At 72.5% G+C, this 20,167-nt stretch carries 15 protein-coding genes and 5 pseudogenes; 14 read left to right on the top strand and 6 right to left on the bottom strand.

Annotated elements, in window-relative coordinates:
• Nucleotides 1-67: 67 nt before the first annotated feature.
• The 7 genes and pseudogenes from AB0D93_RS24000 to AB0D93_RS24030 all read left to right on the top strand — a co-directional run.
• Nucleotides 68-367 (top strand): annotated as a pseudogene (locus tag AB0D93_RS24000) (IS30 family transposase); the annotation flags it as partial.
• A gap of 98 nt (nucleotides 368-465) precedes the next feature.
• Nucleotides 466-510 (top strand): annotated as a pseudogene (locus AB0D93_RS24005) (hypothetical protein); the annotation flags it as partial.
• 58 nt (nucleotides 511-568) lie between these two features.
• Nucleotides 569-676: pseudogene (locus tag AB0D93_RS24010) on the top strand (cold shock domain protein CspD); the annotation flags it as partial.
• Between the two features lie 250 nt (nucleotides 677-926).
• Nucleotides 927-2,384: a PQQ-binding-like beta-propeller repeat protein gene (locus tag AB0D93_RS24015; RefSeq protein WP_362122477.1), complete on the top strand. Its 1,458-nt coding sequence runs from the start codon at nucleotides 927-929 to the stop codon at nucleotides 2,382-2,384.
• Nucleotides 2,385-2,671: 287 nt separating this feature from the next.
• A pseudogene (locus AB0D93_RS24020) lies at nucleotides 2,672-3,420 on the top strand (transposase); the annotation flags it as partial.
• A gap of 944 nt (nucleotides 3,421-4,364) precedes the next feature.
• Nucleotides 4,365-4,583, top strand: a complete 219-nt coding sequence (locus AB0D93_RS24025) for a three-helix bundle dimerization domain-containing protein (protein ID WP_362122479.1) — start codon at nucleotides 4,365-4,367, stop codon at nucleotides 4,581-4,583.
• Nucleotides 4,573-4,821 (top strand): YozE family protein, encoded by a 249-nt coding sequence (locus AB0D93_RS24030; protein ID WP_362122481.1) that lies wholly within the window; start codon nucleotides 4,573-4,575, stop codon nucleotides 4,819-4,821. Before AB0D93_RS24025 ends, AB0D93_RS24030 begins: the two co-directional genes overlap by 11 nt.
• A gap of 250 nt (nucleotides 4,822-5,071) precedes the next feature.
• Here AB0D93_RS24030 and AB0D93_RS24035 read toward each other — a convergent pair.
• Nucleotides 5,072-5,194 (bottom strand): annotated as a pseudogene (locus AB0D93_RS24035) (IS6 family transposase); the annotation flags it as partial.
• Nucleotides 5,195-5,370: 176 nt separating this feature from the next.
• On the opposite strand from AB0D93_RS24035, the gene AB0D93_RS24040 reads away from it, so the two are divergent.
• From AB0D93_RS24040 to AB0D93_RS24055, 4 genes are all read left to right on the top strand, one after another.
• Nucleotides 5,371-7,191 (top strand): gamma-glutamyltransferase, encoded by a 1,821-nt coding sequence (locus AB0D93_RS24040; RefSeq protein ID WP_362122483.1) that lies wholly within the window; start codon nucleotides 5,371-5,373, stop codon nucleotides 7,189-7,191.
• Between the two features lie 92 nt (nucleotides 7,192-7,283).
• The gene (locus tag AB0D93_RS24045) at nucleotides 7,284-8,132 is read left to right on the top strand and encodes an inositol monophosphatase family protein (RefSeq protein ID WP_362122485.1); all 849 of its coding nucleotides are present in this window, start codon (nucleotides 7,284-7,286) and stop codon (nucleotides 8,130-8,132) included.
• An 846-nt stretch (nucleotides 8,133-8,978) separates the two neighbouring features.
• Entirely contained in the window at nucleotides 8,979-10,397 is a 1,419-nt protein-coding gene (locus tag AB0D93_RS24050) for an NAD(P)/FAD-dependent oxidoreductase (RefSeq protein ID WP_362122487.1), read from the top strand.
• Nucleotides 10,394-10,903, top strand: a complete 510-nt coding sequence (locus AB0D93_RS24055) for an O-acetyl-ADP-ribose deacetylase (protein ID WP_362122490.1) — start codon at nucleotides 10,394-10,396, stop codon at nucleotides 10,901-10,903. Before AB0D93_RS24050 ends, AB0D93_RS24055 begins: the two co-directional genes overlap by 4 nt.
• Before the next feature lie 118 nt (nucleotides 10,904-11,021).
• On the opposite strand, the gene AB0D93_RS24060 is transcribed toward AB0D93_RS24055, so the two are convergent.
• Nucleotides 11,022-11,324, bottom strand: a complete 303-nt coding sequence (locus tag AB0D93_RS24060) for a muconolactone Delta-isomerase family protein (RefSeq protein ID WP_362122492.1) — start codon at nucleotides 11,322-11,324, stop codon at nucleotides 11,022-11,024.
• A 221-nt stretch (nucleotides 11,325-11,545) separates the two neighbouring features.
• On the opposite strand from AB0D93_RS24060, the gene AB0D93_RS24065 reads away from it, so the two are divergent.
• Nucleotides 11,546-12,475 carry a LysR family transcriptional regulator gene (locus tag AB0D93_RS24065; RefSeq protein ID WP_362122494.1) on the top strand — a complete coding sequence of 310 codons (930 nt, stop codon included), beginning with the start codon at nucleotides 11,546-11,548 and terminating at the stop codon, nucleotides 12,473-12,475.
• A 424-nt stretch (nucleotides 12,476-12,899) separates the two neighbouring features.
• On the opposite strand, the gene AB0D93_RS24070 is transcribed toward AB0D93_RS24065, so the two are convergent.
• From AB0D93_RS24070 to AB0D93_RS24085, 4 genes are all read right to left on the bottom strand, one after another.
• Nucleotides 12,900-13,037, bottom strand: a complete 138-nt coding sequence (locus tag AB0D93_RS24070) for a hypothetical protein (protein ID WP_362122496.1) — start codon at nucleotides 13,035-13,037, stop codon at nucleotides 12,900-12,902.
• An 8-nt stretch (nucleotides 13,038-13,045) separates the two neighbouring features.
• Nucleotides 13,046-14,605 carry a PLP-dependent aminotransferase family protein gene (locus AB0D93_RS24075; protein WP_362122498.1) on the bottom strand — a complete coding sequence of 520 codons (1,560 nt, stop codon included), beginning with the start codon at nucleotides 14,603-14,605 and terminating at the stop codon, nucleotides 13,046-13,048.
• 17 nt (nucleotides 14,606-14,622) lie between these two features.
• Complete coding sequence (locus AB0D93_RS24080; RefSeq protein WP_362122500.1) at nucleotides 14,623-15,324, bottom strand: phenylalanine--tRNA ligase beta subunit-related protein; 702 nt, start codon at nucleotides 15,322-15,324, stop codon at nucleotides 14,623-14,625.
• 198 nt (nucleotides 15,325-15,522) lie between these two features.
• Complete coding sequence (locus AB0D93_RS24085) at nucleotides 15,523-17,388, bottom strand: chloride channel protein (protein WP_362122502.1); 1,866 nt, start codon at nucleotides 17,386-17,388, stop codon at nucleotides 15,523-15,525.
• Between the two features lie 985 nt (nucleotides 17,389-18,373).
• Here AB0D93_RS24085 and AB0D93_RS24090 point away from each other — a divergent pair.
• Together AB0D93_RS24090 and AB0D93_RS24095 are read left to right on the top strand one after the other, a co-directional pair.
• Complete coding sequence (locus tag AB0D93_RS24090; RefSeq protein ID WP_362122812.1) at nucleotides 18,374-18,847, top strand: MarR family transcriptional regulator; 474 nt, start codon at nucleotides 18,374-18,376, stop codon at nucleotides 18,845-18,847.
• A gap of 364 nt (nucleotides 18,848-19,211) precedes the next feature.
• Complete coding sequence (locus AB0D93_RS24095) at nucleotides 19,212-20,099, top strand: methylenetetrahydrofolate reductase (RefSeq protein WP_362122504.1); 888 nt, start codon at nucleotides 19,212-19,214, stop codon at nucleotides 20,097-20,099.
• Nucleotides 20,100-20,167 lie beyond the last annotated feature (68 nt).

Genomic DNA, 20,167 nt, shown 5'->3' on the forward strand with positions numbered 1-20,167 from the left:
TCTTCCAGCCGCATGTCCCATCCCCGCAACTGCTGTCGGCTGTCTTGAAACTCCAGGCGGCCACAGGTGGGGTGAAAGTCGTGGCGAGGTACGCCGCGAGATCCACCGCGCCCTGCGCACGTGCCGGGTCCGCCGCAAACCACGCCGCCAGGCCCAGCAGCGCACGCCGCGGTTCACCGACCCGATGATCATGATCAGCGAGCGCCCCGCCGAAGCCGAGAACCGTGCCGTGCCCGGCCACTGGGAGGGCGACCTGATCATCGGCAAAGACGGCGCATCGGCGATCGGCACCCTGGTCGAACGCACCACCCGCTACGTCATGCTCGTTCGTCTGCCTGACGGCCGCAGCGCGGAACTGGTCCGCGACGCACGCGTGGGCACTGTCCACGGCCTGGAAGGTGCACCGGCCCGGCCGCTTCGGGCTGGTCCGACCAGTGCTGGACGTTGGCCCGGATCGCTGAGATCGTGCGCCGCCGCTTCGGCGTCGAGTACACCCTGGCCGGGCTGGATCTGCTGCTACACCGCGCCGGCTGGAGCGTGCAGGTCCCCTCCCGCAAGGCCACCGAGCGCGTCTGTCGCCGGGCATGGCTACCGGGAGCTACGCGAAGGCCAAAAGGACAGCTTCGACAACACGCAGGGCCAGAAGGGGCCACAAGCCGAGGACACTCCGCCATCCGGATGCTGCCTCCTGCGTGGCTGGACGTTGATTTTCCGTGTGTACGCCACTATCTGGCGAGAATTGCGGCCTGCTGGTCGCTGCGTCGCCCATGCCTGCTTGTTTGCCTCCCCGATTGGAGATGTGCTTTATGGCTGCCTTTTCCAGGCTCAGACGGGTTGCTGTCGCGGTGGGCGTGGTCACCGCTGTGCTGGGTCCGGCGGGTTTGCCCGCTGCCGCAAGTGCGACGGCTACCGGTTCGGCTCACCTAGTGGCGGACACCGACTGGACATCAGCGGGCCAGAACATCCATGACACCCGGAACGCCGCCGGCGAGCACATTCTGAACACGCGGAATGTGAAGAACTTGAAGCCGCGTTGGATCTACACCGCGGCGGGCAGCGTTTCGGCGACGCCGACCGTGGCCCACGGGGTGGTGTATGTGCCGGACTGGGGCGGACGGCTGTCGGCGGTGGGCACTGCCACCGGGAAGGCATTGTGGTCGAACCCGATCAGCAAGTACAGCGGTGTCCCCGGGGACGTCTCGCGGACCAGCCCCGCGTACGCGGACGGCAGGCTCGTGTTCGGTGACAGGACGGGTGCCTACATCATGGGCGCCAACGCCGCGACCGGCGCGCCGCTCTGGCGGACTAAGGTGGACGACAACCCAAACGCGATCATCACCGGTTCGCCGGTGATCGACCGCGGCGTCGCCTACGTCGGCGTATCTTCCAACTCCGAGGTCCAGACGACGCCGCCGCCCACCTTCCGCGGCAGCGTTGTCGCACTCAGCGTGTCCACCGGAAAAGTGCTGTGGAAGACCTACACAGTTCCGCGCGGCTACACGGGTGGTGCGGTGTGGTCCAGCACCCCGGTGGTGGACCACGACACTGGACTGCTGTACGTGGACACCGGCAACAACTACTCCGTGCCGCCCGGCGTCTGCACAAAGCCGTTTCAGACCGGCTGCACCCAGCTGTCGCCGGACGACCATATCGACTCGATTTTGGCCCTGCGCCTGAGGACTGGCCACATCGCCTGGTCCCGCTCCACCCTGAGTGCTGACTCCTGGACGATCCCGCGGCCGGAAGGGCCGGACTATGATTTCGGCTCGGGACCAAATCTCTATACCACGGAAGTCAAGGGCAAGCGCACCCGGCTGCTCGGCGCCGGGCAGAAGAGCGGCGTGTACTGGGCTGTGAATCCGGCCACCGGAAGGGTCGTGTGGCAGACGCAGGTCGGTCCGGGCGGCACCCTCGGCGGCATCGAGTGGGGCACCGCGGCGGACGGCAAGCGCGTCTACGTGGCAGTCACCAACTCCATGCATGTGCCCACCACCATCACCTCTGCCACCGGCCAGAAGTCGACCGTCACCAGCGGGTTCTGGGCCGGGCTCGACGCGGCCACCGGGAAGATCCTCTGGCAGACCGCGGACCCCAAGGACGATTCCACTTTGGACTTGGCCCCCGTCTCCAGTGCCAACGGCATCGCCTACGTCGGCTCCATGTCCGGCGACATGTACGCGTTGGATGGCGCCACCGGCACGCTCAAGTGGAGCTTCGCCAGCGGCGGGCCCGTAGCCGGCGGCGCCGCCATCGTCAACGGTTCGGTCTACTGGGGGTCCGGCTACTACTTTCCCGGTACCGCCAACAACAAGCTCTACGCCTTCTCTCTACCCCACCGTCCCTGTGACCCGGACAAAACCCGAAACAGACGTCGAGTGCAGTGATCAGGAGGTCTCCCGGAACGGCTCATCCTGCCCATTGCGCAGGTCTCAGTTCTGGTCTCACTCGCCACCGAATCCGTTGGCATCCGCCGCCGGTGTAGATGAGTCTGCAGACGCAGATCTCCAGCGAAGACGGGGTCGTGACGGACCGGCCCGGACGGTCTCGGAACGGGATCGGACAACTCGCAATGCGTAGGTCCCGGGTTCGAATGCAGTTGCCCGCAACCCCCGTGCGGAGCCCGCAAGCGCTGGACGGGCCGCTCCGAGCCAGGGACCACGTCGAGGCCACCAGGCTGGCCTTGGCCCAGTTGCCCAAACGGTTCCGGCGCGGCCGGCAGACGCTGATCCGCACCGATTCCGGTGGCGGCACCCACGAGTTCGTCGCCTGGCTGGCGAAGCCCGGAAGGGGGCTGTCGTACTCGGTCGGCATGACCATCACCGATGCCCTCCACCAGGCCGTCCTGAAGATCCCGGGCTCGGCCTGGACGCCGGCCGTGGAACCTGACGGCGATATCCGCGACGGCACCTGGGTCACCGAACTCGCCGGCAACTGCCTGACCGGCTGGCCCAAAGGACTACGGCTGATCGTGCGCAAGGAACGGCCGTACCCCGGCGCCCAGTTGCGCTTCACCGACGCCGACGGCATGCGACTGACGTGCTTCGCCACCAACACGGCGGGCGAGGCATCGCCGCCCTCGAACTGCGCCACCGGCAGCGGGCGCGGGCCGAGGACCGCATCCGCGCTGCCCGCGCGACCGGCCTGCGCAACCTCCCCCTCCACGATGCCGCGCAGAACCAGATCTGGCTGGAGATCGTCCAGATCGCCCTTGACTTGCTGGCCTGGATGCCCCTGCTCGCCCTGACCGGCCAAGCTCGCCTGGGGGAGCCCCGCCGCCTGCGGCTTCGGCTGTTCTCCACCGCTGCTCGGCTCGTCACCACCGGCCGCCGCCGCTACCTCCGCCTCGCCAGGCACTGGCCCTGGACCGACGTGATCACCGATGCCCTGGACCGGCTCCACGCCCTCCCGAGCCACGGCTGACCAGCAGCGTTCCGTCCCTGTGAACAGCACCAGCCCACCGGAGCCGTGGAACCCGGCGCACGCCCGACGCGACAACCGGGCCATCAGCCTGCCCCGACGCCGAAAATCCCCATCAACACTCACACAAAGGGCCCGTCAGGCTGACGGGCCCTCATGAACGATCGAGGCTAGATGCTCGAGAACTTCCCGGCATCGCCCCATCTGGCCAGCCTATTTCATCCGACCAGGACAGGATGCAGAGCTCGCCAGGACGTCTCTGGGGTGTCGCCACTGCAAACGCCTGGAGGATTGCTTTTGGCCATACCAGGCAGCGCTTCGTCACACTGCAAGGGTGTTCGGCAAGGTCACCGCTATCGAGCGAGCGATGAAGCTCAGCGCTGCTCGATCGTGTGCCTGTGCACGAGGTTCCTCCGGCGGACGCGGGCGCCGGCACCCGTGCCGGAAACGGGGCCCCTTGTAAGCCCTCCGGGCGCATACGCCCTTTTCTTACAGTATGTAAGAAAGGACGCTCGATTCTTCCACTCTGACATGGCGGGATCGCATCACTCCCTGAGTGAGTGGTCAGTAAGTTGTGTGCAGGTTGCCCTCAAGGAAGCGGACATCAACCAGAATTGGGAGATCGAGGCTAATCAGTAGGGCCTACCTGCTGATCAAGGAGAGAGGTTCCTGGACGTCGACGCTTTGGCAAAGGAGTTGGGCCGGGCGCAGCGCCGGTGGGGGCGGTTCTGCAAGCCGCAGTGGCGCCTACGCCGGACCGGATGAGGTGTTCGCGCCGGCCCATGCGGTAAAGCCCTTGGACGCCACCGACATCCGCACCAGCCATCCTCCGGCCCACCAGCGCAGGGCCGGACGGTCATCCCGCTGGGACTGCGCTCTGGCCGAAGACCGCCGCCACTCCTGGACAACTGTAGAGAAACGGAAGCCAAAATTCAGGAGGCGTCGGGGTGAACGAGGAACAGTGCACGGCAATCGCCATCGCGGAACGGCTTAGGGTCGCATACCCGTCAGTAGACCCCTCAGCGATCCTGCAAGCCGTCCAGGACGCCCACCAAGACCTTAAAGACGCCCGCGTCAGCGCCTACGTACCCATCCTGATAGAACGGCGGGCCAAGACAACCCTCGAGCAAGGCAATGCCGCCGGGACGACTGGCTATGAACGGTGAAAATCACCGCCGGCCCGCCACCGACTTCACCACCTGGCTTCAGCAATTCCAAGACACAGATACCCCGACCGGCGCCATAGCCCGCGTGGCCGTGACTGACCCCAACTGGCCAAATGGCGCACGCCGCCTCCACGCGTATACCGACCATCTCGAGAACAACAACGCCAGTCCAGCAACACTTGGAAACCTCCTCGACGCATGGGTCCGTTGGGCCTCTGAGTCAAAACAAGTTAGCTAGCTCGTCGGGCTCATCAGGCTGTTCGCTGGCGATACGCCGGTTCGCTCACGCTGACCCACTGCGGTGCGGTCCGAAAGTCGGAGCCTGTCAGCATGCCAGTGCCGGGAACCTTCGGCGTGGGGGATTCAGGACGAACTGATCCCCTACTGCGACTAGCCTCCGGCCGGTAGAACAAACTCGCGAGCGAGGCGAAGAAGTCCTCGAACCACTCCGCCCACAAGGAATCACCCCACCAGACGATGGGCGCCTCACGTTCGCGCTGCCTGGTCGGCTGGTGGGAGTTCTCCGCCCGGTTGTTCAGCCCCTTGTGCGAGCGGTGCTCCACCGAGGGCATCCCCTCCCGGTGCGCGGCACCGTAGGAGGCGAGCTGGTCGTCCGCCGGCGAACGGACGGAGCGCGTCTGTGGATGTGCGCGTTTTCGATGACGCACCATGTGAAGTGCCCGGCGATCTCGGACGTACCGCGAAGCCCGGACTCCCGAGATCCTCCCCGAGATGTGTCCCCGGCGCACGCAGGACGGACCGGTGCGTGCCAACAGTGAGGTGAGAGATGCAGTTCAGCACCCGGCCCACACTTCAAGGCACCTTCGGCATGGTGTCCTCCACCCACTGGCTGGCCTCCCAGTCGGCGATGGCGGTGCTGGAGGACGGCGGCAACGCCTTCGACGCGGCCGTGGCCGGCGCGTTCGTGCTGCACGTGGTGGAGCCGCACCTCAACGGGCCGGCCGGCGAGGTGCCCGTCCTGCTCGCCCCCGCGGGCGGCGCGGTGCAGGTGCTGTGCGGGCAGGGCGTCGCCCCGGCCGGAGCGACCGTCGCCCACTACCGGGGGCTCGGGCTCGACCTCGTGCCCGGCACCGGGCCGCTCGCGGCCGCCGTGCCCGGCGCGTTCGACGCCTGGCTGCTGCTCCTGCGCGACCACGGCACCAAGTCCCTGGAAGGCGTCCTGAAGTACGCCATCGGATACGCCGAAGACGGGCATGCGCCCGTGGAGAAGCTCGGCGCGACCGTGGAGACCGTCCGCGAGCTGTTCGAGACCGAGTGGACGTCGTCGGCGCGGGTCTACCTGCCCGGCGGCCGGGCGCCCCGCCCCGGTGAGCGCTTTCGCAACCCCGCCCTCGCCGCCACCTGGAAGCGGCTGCTGGCCGACACCGCCGGCGCCGGGGACCGGGAGGCCCGGATCGACGCCGCGCGCGAGGTGTGGCGCTCCGGCTTCATCGCCGAGGCCCTGGTACGGCAGTCCCGGCGGCCCACCATGGACACCACCGGCGAACGGCACACCGCAACGCTCACCGGGGCCGACCTCGCGGGCTGGTCGGCGAGCTACGAGTCGCCGGTGACCTACGACTGGAACGGCTGGACCGTGTGCAAGGCCGGCCCCTGGAGCCAGGGCCCCGCCCTCCTCCAGCAACTCGCCCTGCTGCCGGGGGAACTGCCCGCCTACGGCTCCGCCGAGTACGTCCACCTGCTGATCGAGGGCTGCAAGCTCGCCATGGCCGACCGCGAGGCCTGGTACGGGGACGCCGCCGAGGTGCCGGTCGCCGAACTGCTCTCGGACGACTACAACGCGGGCCGGCGGGCCCTGGTCGGCGCCAAGGCCTCCTGGGAACTGCGGCCCGGCAGCCCCGGCGGACGCACCCCGCGGCTGCCGGCGCAGGCGTACGCGCGCGTGGAGAGCGGCGTCGACCGCGACTTCGACCCGATGGGCGCCGGTGAACCGACGGTCGCGGAGATCCCCGGCGAGCCGCACGTGGCCGTCGACGGCACGACCCGTGGCGACACCTGCCACCTGGACGTCGTCGACCGCTGGGGCAACATGATCGCCGCCACGCCCAGCGGCGGCTGGCTGCAGTCCAACCCGGTCGTGCCCGAACTGGGCTTCCCGCTGGGCACGCGGCTGCAGATGACCTGGCTGGAGGAAGGCCTGCCGAACTCCCTCACCCCGGGCCGCCGCCCGCGCACCACCCTCACCCCGTCCCTCGCCCTGCGGGGCGGTGTGCCGGTCCTCGCGTTCGGCACGCCCGGCGGCGACCAGCAGGACCAGTGGCAGCTGCACTTCTTCCTCGCCGCCGCCCTGCGCGCCCCGGTCCGCGGCGCCCTCGACCTCCAGGGCGCGATCGACGCCCCGAACTGGCACAACGACAGCTTCCCCAGTTCCTTCTACCCGCGCGGCCGCCGCCCCGGCAGCGTGACCGTGGAGTCCCGCACGGACCCGGGGGTGGTCGAGGAACTGCGGCGGCGCGGCCACGACGTCACCGTCGGCCCCGCCTGGTCGGAGGGGCGCCTGTGCGCGGTGGCCCGGGACCCGGAGACCGGCGTGCTGTCGGCGGCGGCGAACCCGCGCGGGATGCAGGGGTACGCGGTCGGCCGCTGAGCGATCATCCGGCACCTGTTGTTCATCCCGATTCCACCCGCTGTCCACGGGGCGGGCGGGGATTGTCAGTGGGACGTGCTCTCATGGAAGGCATGATCGAAGCAATGACGGAAACCATCGACGAGTTTCTCGCCCGCTGCTCGGCCGACGTGGAGGATGCGGTCCGCAAGGCCGCCGCGGCCGAGATCCTGCCCCGCTTCCGCCGCCTCGCCGCGGACGAGGTGGACCAGAAGAGCGGCCCCCACGACCTGGTGACGGACGCCGACCGGCTCGCCGAGGTGCGGCTCACCGCCGACCTCGGCGCCCTGCTGCCCGGCTCGGTCGTGGTCGGTGAGGAGGCCGTGCACGCCGATCCGGCGACCTACGCGGCGCTCCAGGGCGACGCACCGGTCTGGATAGTCGACCCGGTCGACGGCACCCGCCAGTTCGTCCACGGCGACGACGGCTTCTGCACCCTGGTCGCGCTCGCCCACCGGGGCGTCGTCCTCGCCTCCTGGACCTATGCCGCGGCGCGCGAGCAGTTCGCCACCGCGGTCCGCGGCCAGGGCGCCTTCCTCGACGGCGAGCGGCTGTCGGCGGGTCAGCCGGTGCCCGGCCGGGACCTCGTCGTCGCCACGTCCCACCCGGACTACACCACGGACGAGCAGAAGCGCGCGCTGCGCGCCCTGTGGACCGACGGCCTCGCCCCCCGGCCCTGCGGTTCGGCGGGCCTGGAGTATCTCGCCATCGCCCGCGGCGAGTTGGACGCCGTGGCGTTCTCCTGGGAGGCGGCCTGGGACCACGCGGCCGGGCTGCTCCTGGTCGAGGAGGCCGGCGGCACGCACCTCACCCGTGACGGCGAGCCGTTCCGCGTGACCGGCGGCAACACCCTGCCGTTCACTGCGGCCCGGGACACGGCGACCGCCCACAGAATCACCGAACTCCTACGCACGGCCCCCTGAAACCCCGGCCCGCCCCTCCCGCGCACGCCTGTTGCCGCCGGACCGCGGTCCGTGCTCGCGCGGATGCCGCGAGCCCCGTCCGCGCGCCCGGGATCGTGAGCCCGTCCTCGCGCGCCCGGGATCCCTAGCGGTGCCCGCTTGTGCCTGGTGCGCCGGGTCGTTTCCCGTGCACGCCTGTTGCCGCTGGGCCGCGTCCCGCGCGGATCCCGCGAGCCCCGCCCGCGCGCACCGGATTCCCCGCGCCTCGTCCTCGCGCGTCCGGGATTCCCGAGCCCCGTCCGCGCGCCCGGGATCGCGAGCCCCTCCCCGCGTCCGGGATCCCGAGCGCTGCCAGCTTGTGCCTGGTGCGCCGGGCTGTTTCCGTACACGGCGCATGGCCGCCGACCGCGTGAGTGCTCGCCCGGATCCCGCGGGCCGAGTCCGCGCGTGTCTGGACCACCGAGCCATGCCCGCGCAGACCCGGTCCGCCGAGCCATGCCCGCGTACACCCGGTCCGCCGGGCCGTATCCTGCGCCCGCTCGTGGCTCCCGGGCCGTATCCCGCGCGCGCCCGTGGCCGCCGGGCCGTGTCCCGCGCATGCCATGGCGCCGGGCCGGGTCCCGCGCACGCCCTGATCTTCCGGGCGCCGGCCGGTCATGCCCTCGGTGGTACCGGCCCGCGTTCCGGGCGCGCCCGTGGCCCCGCGCCTGCACCGGCCGCGGACGGCGGTGGGCGCACGGCCGGTTCCCTGCGCCGTATCCGCCCGCGCGGTATCCGTACCACCCGGGGCCACCCGGCCCGGAAGAATGTCGGTGCTGCGGCATATCCTGACCCCGAGTGACCATCGGCTGACGAAGGGGTCCGAAGGTGCCGTCGATGCTCGATGCGGTCGTGGTGGGTGCGGGGCCGAACGGACTGACCGCTGCCGTGGAGCTGGCCCGTCGCGGCTTCTCCGTCGCGGTTTTCGAGGCGAAGTCCACCGTGGGCGGCGGTGCCCGCACCGAGGAACTGACCCTGCCCGGCTTCCTGCACGACCCGTGCTCGGCCGCCCACCCCCTCGGCATCAACTCACCGGCGTTCCGCGCCCTCCCCCTCGACCGCTACGGCCTCGAGTGGCTCCACTCGGAGCTGCCGATGGCGCATCCCTTCCTCGACGGCACCGCGGCCGTGCTGTCCCGTTCGGTGGCCGAGACCGCCGCCTCCTTCGGGCCACGCGACGCGGGCGCGTACCGCCGACTGGTCGAGCCGTTCCTCCCGCACTGGGACACGCTCGTAAGGGACTTCATGTCCCTGCCGCTCACCGCGCTACCGCGCGATCCCGTCACCCTGGCCCGCTTCGGCCTGGCCGGGCTGCCGCCGTCCACCTGGCTGCTGCGCCGTTTCAAGGACGAGCGGGCCAAGGCCCTCTTCGCCGGCCTGGTCGCCCATGTGATCGCGCCGCTCGGCGGCCTGGCCACCGGTGCCATCGGCCTGGTCTTCGCCCTGTCCGCCCACGCCCGTGGCTGGCCGGTGCCCCGCGGCGGCTCCCAGGCCATCTCCGACGCCCTCGCCGCCCACCTGAAGGACCTCGGCGGTGCCGTGCACACCGACTACGAGGTCAAGCGCCTGGACGACCTGCCACCCGCGCGGGCGTACGTCTTCGACACCTCGCCCACCGCCCTCGCCCGTATCGCCGGCTTCGGCGACCACTACGCGCACTACCGCTACGGCCCGAGCGTCTTCAAGATCGACTACGCGCTGGACGGCCCCGTGCCCTGGACCGCGCCCGAGGCCCGCGCGGCCACCACCGTGCAGATCGGCGCGAGCAAGGACGAGATCTCCACCGCCCTGCGCGCCGCCTCCCGCGAGGGCCGTGCCCCCGGGCGGCCGTTCCTGATCACCGTGCAGCCCAGCATCGTCGACCCCACCCGCGCCCCCGAGGGCAAGCAGGTCTTCTGGGCGTACGGCCATGTCCCCAACGGCTGGTCGGGCGACCTCACCGACGCCATGGAACGCCAACTGGAGCGCTTCGCCCCCGGCTTCCGCGACCGTGTGCTGGCCCGCGCCGTCGCCGGCCCCGCCGAGCTGGCCGCCCACAACGCCAACTACGTGGGCGGCGACATCGCCTGCGGCGCGGCGTCCGGACTCCAGCTGCTGCTGCGCCCCAGACTGTCCGCGTTCCCGTACCACACCCCCCACCCGGCCGTCTTCATCTGCTCCTCGGCCACCCCGCCGGGACCCGGTGTGCACGGCATGTCGGGGCACAACGCCGCCAAGGCGGTCTGGCGAAGACTGAGGCAGACATGACCACCATCACCCTGGTCCAGGGCGACATCACGCGGGAGAGCGTCGACGCGATCGTCAACGCCGCCAACTCCTCCCTCCTCGGCGGCGGAGGCGTCGACGGCGCGATCCACCGGCGCGGCGGCTCCGCCATCCTTCAGGAGTGCCGGGCCCTGCGCGCCTCCCGGTACGGCAAGGGCCTGCCCACCGGCCAGGCGGTCGCCACGACGGCGGGCGCACTCGACGCCCGCTGGGTCATCCACACGGTGGGTCCGGTCTGGTCCGCCACCGAGGACCGCTCGGAGCTGCTCGCCTCCTGCCACCGTGAGTCCCTGCGCGTCGCCGACGAACTGGGCGCCCGGACGGTCGCCTTCCCGGCGATCTCGACCGGGGTGTACCGGTGGCCGATGCGGGACGCGGCGCGGATCGCCGTGGAGGCGGTGCGCGGCGCGGCGACGGCGGTGGAGGAGGTCCGTTTCGTCCTCTTCGACGAGCCGGCGTACGAGGCGTTCGCCGCGCAGCTGCGCTGACGGGGTGACGGTCGGGGCTCCCGGTGCGGCCTCCCTGGTGTGGCGTTCCAGACCTGCCCGGCCCTGCTCGGCGCCGCCCGCGCCCAGGACCCGCCCGGGGATCACGGGGGCGGAGCGTTCACCGGGCGGCCTGGCCCCGGCCCGGATCGTTGGGGTGGGACTCCAGCGGCGTGACCGTGAGCGTCATCCACGGCCGCAGCGGCAGGGTGCCGAGGACCTTCTCCTGGAGGTCCGCCTCGTCGGTGGCCCGCCAGATGCCGATACTGCGCAACTCGCCCAGCGGGCGCCACAGCCGGGCCAGATGGCCGGTCGCGGCGAGTTCCTTCGCGCGGACGGCCTCGGTGGCCCGCCGCCGGTCGGCCTCGTCCTGGCTGGTGCCCTCGGGGACAGTGGTGGTGATCTCGACCAGAAACTCTCGCATGATCTCTCTCCGTCGTTCCACGGCACGCGCAAGCCGTCGTTCCGCGGCACGCGCAACCTGTCGTTCCCCGGCACGCGCAAGCCGGTGCCCTGCGCCACTCCGCGGCCGCTGCTCCACGGCGCTCGCACGTACGGTGCAGCCTCATGGTGCGCCGCCACCAGCGACGATGCCACGACCGGCTTCCTCGCTCCTGATAGGCGCAGCCTCCCAGTGCGCGTAGCATGGCGCGCGTGGAACTGCGCCAGCTGCGGTATTTCGTCGCGGTCGCCGAGGAGCTGAACTTCGGCCGGGCGGCCGAGCGGCTGCTCATCGCGGGCCCCTCGCTCTCGCAGCAGATCAAGGCGCTCGAACGGGACCTGGGTGTGCGGCTGTTCGACCGCGACCGCCGCTCCGTCTCCCTCACCCCGGCCGGTGCCGCCCTCCTCCCGCACACCCGTGCCCTGCTGGAGCGCGCCGACGACCTCAAGAGCCGGGCCGGCCGGCTGTCCGGCTCGCAGCCGGTACGGCTGGGCTACGTCAACTGGCTGCCCCCGGACCTGATTTCGCGCACGGCCGCGGTGGCACAGGTGCACATCGACGCCTGGGTCGCCCCCTCCCACACCCAGGCCGCCCGGGTCGGGGACGGCAGCCTGGACGTCGCCGTGTGCCGGGTGCGGACCGAGGACCTCGGACGGCTGGGGCTGCGGGCCCGGCTGATCGGCGCCGACCGGCTCTACGCCGTGGCGAAGGGTGCGGACGCCGGCCCCGTCGCGGCCCGGGACATCGACGTCCTCATCGACGACGACGTCACCGCCTGGGCCGCCTGGAACGCGTACGCCGAGGAACTGGCGCGGGCCACCGGTGCCCGTGCCGTGCGCATCTCCGACGGCGCCGTCACCGGCCCCGCCTTCTTCGACCACGTGCGGCGCTGCACCCGACCCGTCCTCAACTCGCCCAAGGGGCAGACCACCCCGCTCCCGCCCGATCTGGTCCGCCGGGAGATCGTCGCGCCGAAGGTGTACTGGACCTGGTCGCTGGTCTGGCGCGAGAGCGAGGACCGCCCCGGGGTCCTCGCGGTCGTCGAGGCCCTGACCAGCGGCGTCGGCGAGCTCGGGATCCACACCCCGGACGCCTGGCTGCCCCCCGACGACCCCTACGCACCGCCCGGCTGACCTGCGCTGGGACCCTGAGGCTCGCACATGGGACCCCGGCGGTGCCGAGCAGCCCGGCCCATCGTCCGAACGGTCGGCCTTCACGGACCGGCCCCCGCTGAACGTGAAGCTCTCGTCGGTGCACGGACCGGCGCAGGGCGCCGTGCGTGACACACGATCGAGGCGCTGCCGGTCGGGTACGGGCGGAGGGCACGGGTGCGGCGGCCAGGACGAGGGACGCCGTCTCGGCCGCGAGGCCGCTACGTCTGCCGAGCGCGGAAGTCACGTGGGACGTGGCCATGTGGACGTGGCCATGTGACAGCACGTCAGGCAGCCTCCGGGCCCCCGAACTCCGGCGGGCAGGCGGCTCTGTCCGGGGGCAGCACCAGTGGCCGAAGGGGAGCAGCCCCCCTCGGACTCCGGCCGTGCCGATACTTCGGTGGGGTCAGGCCAGTTCGCGCAGGGTCTCACCGAGCAGTGCCACGCCCTCGGCGATGGCTCCCGGCGCGGTGGCCGCATAGCCGAGGACGAGTCCGGGCCGGCCGGGCACCTGCCGGTGCCAGGACAGCGGCTGGCACTTCACGCCCCGCGTCAGCGCGGCGGCGGCAACGCGGTGTCGGGCACGTCCGCCGCGTAGGTGACCGTCAGATGCAGGCCCGCCGCGGCGCCGTGCACCGTCCCGCCCGGCAGCTGCTCGGCGAGGGCGGCGATCATCGCGTCGCGGCGGTCGCGGTGCCGGCGCCGCAGCAGCCGTAGCTGGCGCTCCAGTCCACCGGACTCCATCAGCCGGGCCAGCACCAGCTGCGGCAGCACGGCGTTGCCCAGGTCGTTGAACCGTTTGGCGTCGACCAGGGCGGTGCGATACCGCTTCGGGGCCACCAGCCAGCCGGTGCGCAGCGCCGGAGCCAGCAGCTTCGACACGCTGCCCATGTAGCACACCCGGTCGGCCAGCAGGGCCCGCAGCGCGGGAACCGGCGGCCGGTCGTAGCGGTGCTCGGCGTCGTAGTCGTCCTCCAGGATCAGGCCGCCCTCGCGGGCCCAGGCCAGCAGCTCCCGTCGGCGCTCGCCGCTGGTCACCACGCCGGTCGGGAACTGGTGGGCCGGCGTCAGCAGCACCGCGCGGGCGCCGCTCGCGCGCAGCGCGTCCACCCGCACCCCGTCCTCGTCCACCGGCACCGGCGGGGTGGCCAGGCCCCCGTTCCGCAGATGCTGACGGCCCCCGAGCGAGCCGGGGTCCTCCACCGCGACGGCGTCGATGCCGTCGGCCCGCAGCACCTGGTGGAGCAGCGTGAGCGCCTGGGCGGTGCCCGCGACGATCAGCACCTCGTCCGGATCCACCCGCACGCCCCGCATCCGGGCCAGCCAGTCGGCCACGGCCCGCCGCAGGGCGGGGGCGCCACGCGGATCGCCGTAGCCGAGCTGCTCGGCGGACAGCTCCGCGAGGACGGCACGCTCGGCACGCAGCCAGGCGGTACGCGGGAAGGTGGCGAGGTCCGGCCGCCCGGGAGTGAAGTCGACGACGGCCGGGGCCTCCCGCAACGCGTCGAAGACATCGGCACCGGGGGCGTCGGAGAACGGCGTCGCGGATGCGGTGGAGCGCGGTGGGAGGGGTGCGCGAGGGCTTGGCGGGATCCGCGTACGGGAGGGCGGTGTACGAGGCGCGCGCGAGGACGGTGCCGGGGACACGGCCACGGACGGGCCGTACGGTCCGGTACCCGGCGTTCCGGCCGCGCCGGCGGGCCGTGCCGAAGACCTGCCGAGAGCAGCGTGCCCGGGGGGCTTCGGCGACCCGCCGGCTGCCGCGGCCCCGCGCCCGGACCCGGCGCGCGGCGGACCCACCGGTGCCGCCACCACCACCGTGCCCCCACGCCGGCGCCCCTGAAGGTGGCCGTCCTCGGCGAGGCGGCGGTAGGCCTCGGTGATCACCCCGCGGGAGACGCGGAGTTCGGCGGCCAGCACCCGGGTGGGCGGGAGCCTGCTGCCCACGGCCAGGCTGCCGTCCGCTATCGCCTGCCGCAGCCGGCCCGCCAGCCACTCGGCCTTCCCGCCGGCGGGCACGTCACCGGCCGCCAGCTGCAGGAAGTCCGAGCCGCGGCCAGGGAGTTCACCCGCGACGGCCGGCACCCCTCGTTCCACGTCCACCGTGCTCATGCTGTCATGGTCCGCGCTCAGTCGCCGAAGGCGAATTCCGGAGCGCTCCGGGTGAGCACGGCCGTCTCCGTCCCGGCCGCCCAGTGCGCCGCCACCTCCGCCTCCACCGTCTTCAGCACCTCGGGCACGGTCGTCGTCCCGCCCTCGTGCATGGCCTCCGCCACCACCAGCACCCGGCGGGTGTGCTCACCGACCGCCGAGTGGCCGCTCTGCCGGTGGGTCCAGCGCCGGGCGTGCGCCCGCCCCGCCGCGTCGACGAAGGTCACCTCGCCGGGCACGGGATGCTCCACACCCCCGCCGAACGCCGTGTACGTCTCGTCGCCGCCGGCCGGGCGCACCTCCAGCAGTGGCCAGGCGACACGGTCGACGTCGAGGACCGCGACCGGGATCGCGTACGCCGCCGAGAGCGCGTTGCACAGGTCGACGAGCGGGTGGATGCGCGGCAGCGACCCCTCCTTCCGCAGCCGCCGCAGCAGCGACTCCGAGGCGCAGCGGTACTGGGTCGGCTTCAGGCCCATACGGCTGAACGTCCGTCGCCAGGCCAGCACTTCGGGGAACTCGCCCTCGGTGGCTCCGGCCAGCCGGTCCAGGGCGCGGGCGGTGTACTCGGCGGCGCGCGGCCCGGTGTCCACCCGGGCGTCGACACCGGTGGCGTACAGCGCGCCACAGGTCAGTTCGGGGTACGTGGACCAGATGCTCGCCGCGTGCCGGAATCGCATGCTCGGGTTCTCCTCGGGTTCGGGATCACCACCTTGCCCGGGGCGATGGTCCGGTCACCAGAGCCAAACCCGGTACGGTTCACCGGTCCATAACCGCGTCGCGGGTGCCGGTGCCGCCCCGCGAGCGGTCGACGACGTGTAGGTGTACCAGGATTGACGGGGCCTTATTGCCCTTTCCAATAGTTGTCCATGCCATCTTCAGCCGGCGGCGTGGGCCGGCAGCGGCTCCGGGGCGCGCCGGGCCCGCAGGGTCAGCACGCGTTCGGCGTGATGCTCCTCGTGCAGGTCGATGCGGCGTGCGGTCAGCAGGTGCCGCAGGCTGACGATGCCTTCGACGCGGGGCTGCGGATCGCGGGTGACGACGAGCAGCCGGGTGATCTCGTGCCGGGCCATGCGGTTGGCGAGGGTGCGCAGGGTTTCGTCGGGATGCGCGATCACCGCCGGCCCGGCCAGCTCGCCGAGCGGGGTGGCGTCGGCGGGATCAGCGTGGATCAGCGCCCCGCGGGTGACGACACCGGCCAGTGCGCCGTCCGCGTCCAGCACCGGGTACAGGCGCTGGGCCAGCAGCTTCTCGGGGTCGCCCGCCTCGTGCGCGGCCCGCAGCAGGGCGGTGACCTCGCCGGCGGCCCGGTCGGCGGCGAAGGCGACCCCGAAGGGCGTCTCCAACTGCCGTACGAGGTGCACCTCCAGGGGGTCCACGGAGTACTCGCGGGTGAGGTGCAGGCCGCGCCGGGCCAGCTTCTCGGTGAGCACCGACCGCTTGAGCAGCACCACCGAGAGGAGATAGGCGGCCGACGCCGTGATGACCATGGGGATCAGCGCGTTGACCTCATGGGTGAGCTCCAGGCAGAAGACGATGCCGGTGAGCGGGGAGCGCATGACGCCGCCGAGCACTCCGGCCAGCGACACCAGCGCCCAGAAGCCCGGGCTGACGTGCGGGAAGACCAGGGCCTCGGCCGCGCCCAGCGCACCGCCGACCATGAACATGGGCGCGAGGACACCGCCGGAGGTGCCCGAGCCCAGTGACAGGCCCCAGATCAGGGTTTTCACCACGAGAATGCCGACGATCAGGCCGACGGTGGCGTGCCCGGTCAGCAGCGCGCCGATGACGTCGTAGCCGACCCCGAGGGCGCGCGGTTCCACGAGGCCGCCCAGGCCGATGACCGCGCCACCGATCGCGGGCCACCACATCCAGTGGATGCGTAGTCGGGAGAACAGGTCCTCGGACAGGTACACGAGGGCGGTGGCGCCCAGGGCGAGCAGACCGGCCAGGGCCCCCGCGACCACGCACAGGCCGTAGGACGGCAGTCCGATCCGCGCGGGCACGTGCGCACCGCCGAAGAGCGGGTCGGTGCCGAGGAGCGGCCCGCGCACCAGGGTGGCGGTCACGGCGGCGACGGACACCGGGAGGTAGGAGCGGGGCCGCCACTCGAAGAGCAGCAGCTCGACCGCGAGGAGGATGGAGGCGAGCGGCGCGTTGAAGGTCGCGGCCATGCCGGCGGCGGAACCCGCCACCAGGAGGGCCTTGCGCTCGTCGGTGGTGACCTTGAGGAACTGGGCCAGCAGGGAGCCGACGGCCCCGCCGGTCATGATGATGGGGCCCTCCGCGCCGAACGGCCCGCCGGTGCCTATGGATATCGCCGCCGAGGCGGGCTTCAGCACGGCGACGCGCGGCTGCACCCGGCTGCCGCCCACCAGGATCGACTCGATCGCCTCGGGCATGCCGTGGCCCCGGATCTTCTCCGAGCCGTAGCGGGCCATGACCCCGATGACGAGTCCGCCGACCACGGGCATCACGGCCAGCAGCCAGCGGTGCGGGGAGGCCGCGGGCACGGCGGAGCCGAAACCGAGGCGGCCGAGGAAGGCCAGATTGGTGATCAGCGCGATCAGCTTCAGCAGAGCGGCGGCCACCAGCGTGGCGACGGCGCCGACGGGAACGGCGAGCGCGGTGATGACGACGACGCGCGGGGGTACGTGGAAGTCGCCCAGGTGCGGGATCTTGAGGGCGGGCAGATGGCGGACGGGGGAGTGGGGCCGGGCGGACGTCGGTGACTGCGGCGGCATGGCGGCTCCATAGGGGTACGGCGGCTGGGATGGACTGGGCGGGGCGGGGCGGGGCCGGGCGGTGCCGGTCCCGGGCCCGGGCAGGGGTGACCGGGCCGGGACGCCGGCCGGTCCGGGCGACGCTGCCCGTGCGGGAGTGCGGGAGTGCGGGAGTGCGGGAGTGCGGGAGCGTGGGAGTGCGGGAGCGTGGGAGTGCGGGAGCGTGGGAGCGTGGGGAGATCGAGGGGCGGGCATCGGGCATGGCGGACGGACGCGCCTCGTCGCGCGTCCGTCGGAACGGGTGCGGCCGGTGCCCTCAGCTGGGCACGGCGCGTGCGGAGTCGACCCGCCCGGGGCGCAGGATGCGCATCCTGTGCCCGCCGCACACTCTGCAGGTGTTGGCCGTGAGTGGTGAGGGGACCCGAAGGCCCCCCGGGACGTGGTACTCCGCGCGCAGGCGCCCACGGGCATCCCGGACGTGCCGGATGTCGTAGACGCCCTCCCATGCGTGCCCGCAGCGCAGGCACACGAAGGAATAGGCTTCGTGTATCGACTCGGATCTCATCGTCATCACCCTTGGCACCGGAGCCGTCGCGCCCGCTCGGTCCGGTTGTCGGCAGCTTATCATTGCAGTCTGCAATGGTCACCTTGGGTGACGGGGAGCGTTCGGATCGTGGACAGCGGAGAGGGGAGCGAGTAGCCCATGGCCCAGCACGACGGCGGCCCGAAGCAGGCGCGGGGGCGCACGAGAGCGCCGGAGCAGCCCCCGGCCCGCGCCGCAGGCGGTCACGAGGCTGAGGCGTACCGCGGTGCGTCGGGGGCCGGCGGGGCCGCGGGCTGCGGGGCGACGAACGATGCGTCGGCGGTTGGACGGGCTGCGGGTCGTGCGGCGGCGGCCGATGGTGTGCTGGGGGACGGCGAGGCGGCGGGTGGTGTCGCGGCGGACGGTGCGGCGCCGTCCGAGGCCGAGCTGGACCGGGAGGCCGAGGCGGTCACCCTCGCGGTGATGGCGGCCTCCCGGCTGGTCGTCGCCCTCTCCGCCCGCGCCCTCGCCTCGGTGGAAGCGCCCCTGACCCTGCCCCAACTGCGCTCACTGGTCGCCCTGCACACCTGCGGGCCGATCAAACTCGCCGCCATGGCCGCCACGTTGGGCGTCACGCCGTCCACCGCACTGCGCATGGCCGAGCGCCTGGAGGCTCTGGGACTCACCGACCGGCGGGTGAACCCGGACAACCGCCGTGAGGTCGTCCTCCGCCTCACCGCCGCCGGTGAGGAGCTGGTGGACCGGGTGCTCAGCCACCGCCGTGCGGAGATCCGGGCTCTGGTGGAACGTTTGCCCGCGCGGGAGCGCGCCGGCCTGGTCCCGGCGCTCACCGCTCTGACGACCGCGGCCGGCGAGCTGGATCCAGGTCTGGACCCGTCCGAGGAGGCGGGCCGCCTGGCGGGCGTGGTCGACGACCCCTTGAACCCGGCACCGTAACGCACCGCCAGCATCAGGCCCCCGGTCGGCTTCCCGGAGGCCGGCACGCGCCGGGCGCCGTAGCCGTCGCTCGGCCGGGGCCGACCTTCCCGCCGCCGTGCCGTAAAGCACCGCCAGCACCACTCCCCGCCCCCGCTCCCCGTAGGCCGGCACGCGCCGGGCGCCGTCGCCCTCGCCGGCCCGGGGCCGACCTGGCCCGGCGCCGAAGCATCGCCAGCACCACTCCCCGCCCCGCTTCCCGGAGGCCGGCAGGCGCCGGGTGCCGCGGCCCCTCCACGCCCGCCGCCCGGCCCTGGGCCCAGGTGCCGGTGTGCCGCGTGGCATCATCGGCCGAGGTCAGGAACGCCGTCGTACGAGGAACACGATGAACCCCGCTCTCACCGTCACCCCGGCGCTCGGGGCCGCGCTGCTGGACGACTTCTCCCTGGAGATGACCGGCAAGGACGTGTCCCGGCTGGAGGAGGCGCAGGGCAGCATCCCGCCGGGCACCCGGATCAACATCACCTTCCTCGCCGGCGAGGACCTCGGCATGCGGCTCACCGCCGCCCGCGCGGTCAAGCGGCTCGGCTTCGTCCCCGTACCGCACATCTCCGCACGCCGCCTGCCCTCCCGCGCCGCCCTGGAGGAGTTCCTGTCCGGGCTGGCCGAGGACGGCACCGCCGAGAACGTGTTCGTCGTGGGCGGCGACCCGGCCCGTCCCGAGGGCCCCTACGAGGACGCCCTCACCGTCCTGCGCACCGGCCTGCTCCAGCGCCACGGTGTCCGCCACATCGGCATCAGCGGCTACCCGGAGGGCCACCCCGCGATCACCGACGGCACCCTGTGGTCGGCGCTCATCGACAAGGCGGCCGCCATCGGCGCGCACCGGCTCGGCGGCGACGTCATCACCCAGTTCGGCTTCGACGTCGACCCCGTCCTCAGCTGGCTGGAAGCCGCCCGCTCCCGGGGCGTACACCTGCCCGTACGGATCGGCGTGCCCGGGCCGGCGGGCGTACGCCGGCTGCTCGGCCACGCCACCCGGTTCGGCGTCGCGACCAGCGCCTCCGTGGCCCGCAAGTACGGCTTCTCGCTGACGAACCTCATGGGTACGACCGGCCCGGACCGCTTCCTGCACGCCCTCGCCCGCCGCTACGACCCCGAACGGCACGGCGTGGTGAAGGTGCACTTCTACACCTTCGGCGGGCTGCGCCCCACCGCCGAGTGGGTCGCCCGGTTCCGGCAGACCGCCCCCAGGACACCTACCGCGCCGTGAGCTCGGCGCCGGCCGGCTCGGTCATGCACCTCGACGGCACCTCCCGGCCGGGCTCGACCGGCCCCCGG

Source organism: Streptomyces sp. NPDC048191 (genome assembly GCF_040652655.1).
Lineage (GTDB): Bacteria > Actinomycetota > Actinomycetes > Streptomycetales > Streptomycetaceae > Streptomyces.

Excerpts from the sequence above, each read along its gene's own strand:
- AB0D93_RS24090 (WP_362122812.1), top strand. The coding sequence starts at position 18,374 with ATGGCGGCCTCCCGGCTGGTCGTCGCCCTCTCCGCCCGCGCCCTCGCC.
- AB0D93_RS24075 (WP_362122498.1), bottom strand. The coding sequence starts at position 14,605 with ATGAGCACGGTGGACGTGGAACGAGGGGTGCCGGCCGTCGCGGGTGAA.
- AB0D93_RS24065 (WP_362122494.1), top strand. The coding sequence starts at position 11,546 with ATGGCGCGCGTGGAACTGCGCCAGCTGCGGTATTTCGTCGCGGTCGCC.
- AB0D93_RS24085 (WP_362122502.1), bottom strand. The coding sequence starts at position 17,388 with ATGCCGCCGCAGTCACCGACGTCCGCCCGGCCCCACTCCCCCGTCCGC.
- AB0D93_RS24030 (WP_362122481.1), top strand. The coding sequence starts at position 4,573 with ATGAACGGTGAAAATCACCGCCGGCCCGCCACCGACTTCACCACCTGG.
- AB0D93_RS24080 (WP_362122500.1), bottom strand. The coding sequence starts at position 15,324 with ATGCGATTCCGGCACGCGGCGAGCATCTGGTCCACGTACCCCGAACTG.
- AB0D93_RS24040 (WP_362122483.1), top strand. The coding sequence starts at position 5,371 with ATGCAGTTCAGCACCCGGCCCACACTTCAAGGCACCTTCGGCATGGTG.
- AB0D93_RS24095 (WP_362122504.1), top strand. The coding sequence starts at position 19,212 with ATGAACCCCGCTCTCACCGTCACCCCGGCGCTCGGGGCCGCGCTGCTG.
- AB0D93_RS24045 (WP_362122485.1), top strand. The coding sequence starts at position 7,284 with ATGATCGAAGCAATGACGGAAACCATCGACGAGTTTCTCGCCCGCTGC.
- AB0D93_RS24060 (WP_362122492.1), bottom strand. The coding sequence starts at position 11,324 with ATGCGAGAGTTTCTGGTCGAGATCACCACCACTGTCCCCGAGGGCACC.
- AB0D93_RS24055 (WP_362122490.1), top strand. The coding sequence starts at position 10,394 with ATGACCACCATCACCCTGGTCCAGGGCGACATCACGCGGGAGAGCGTC.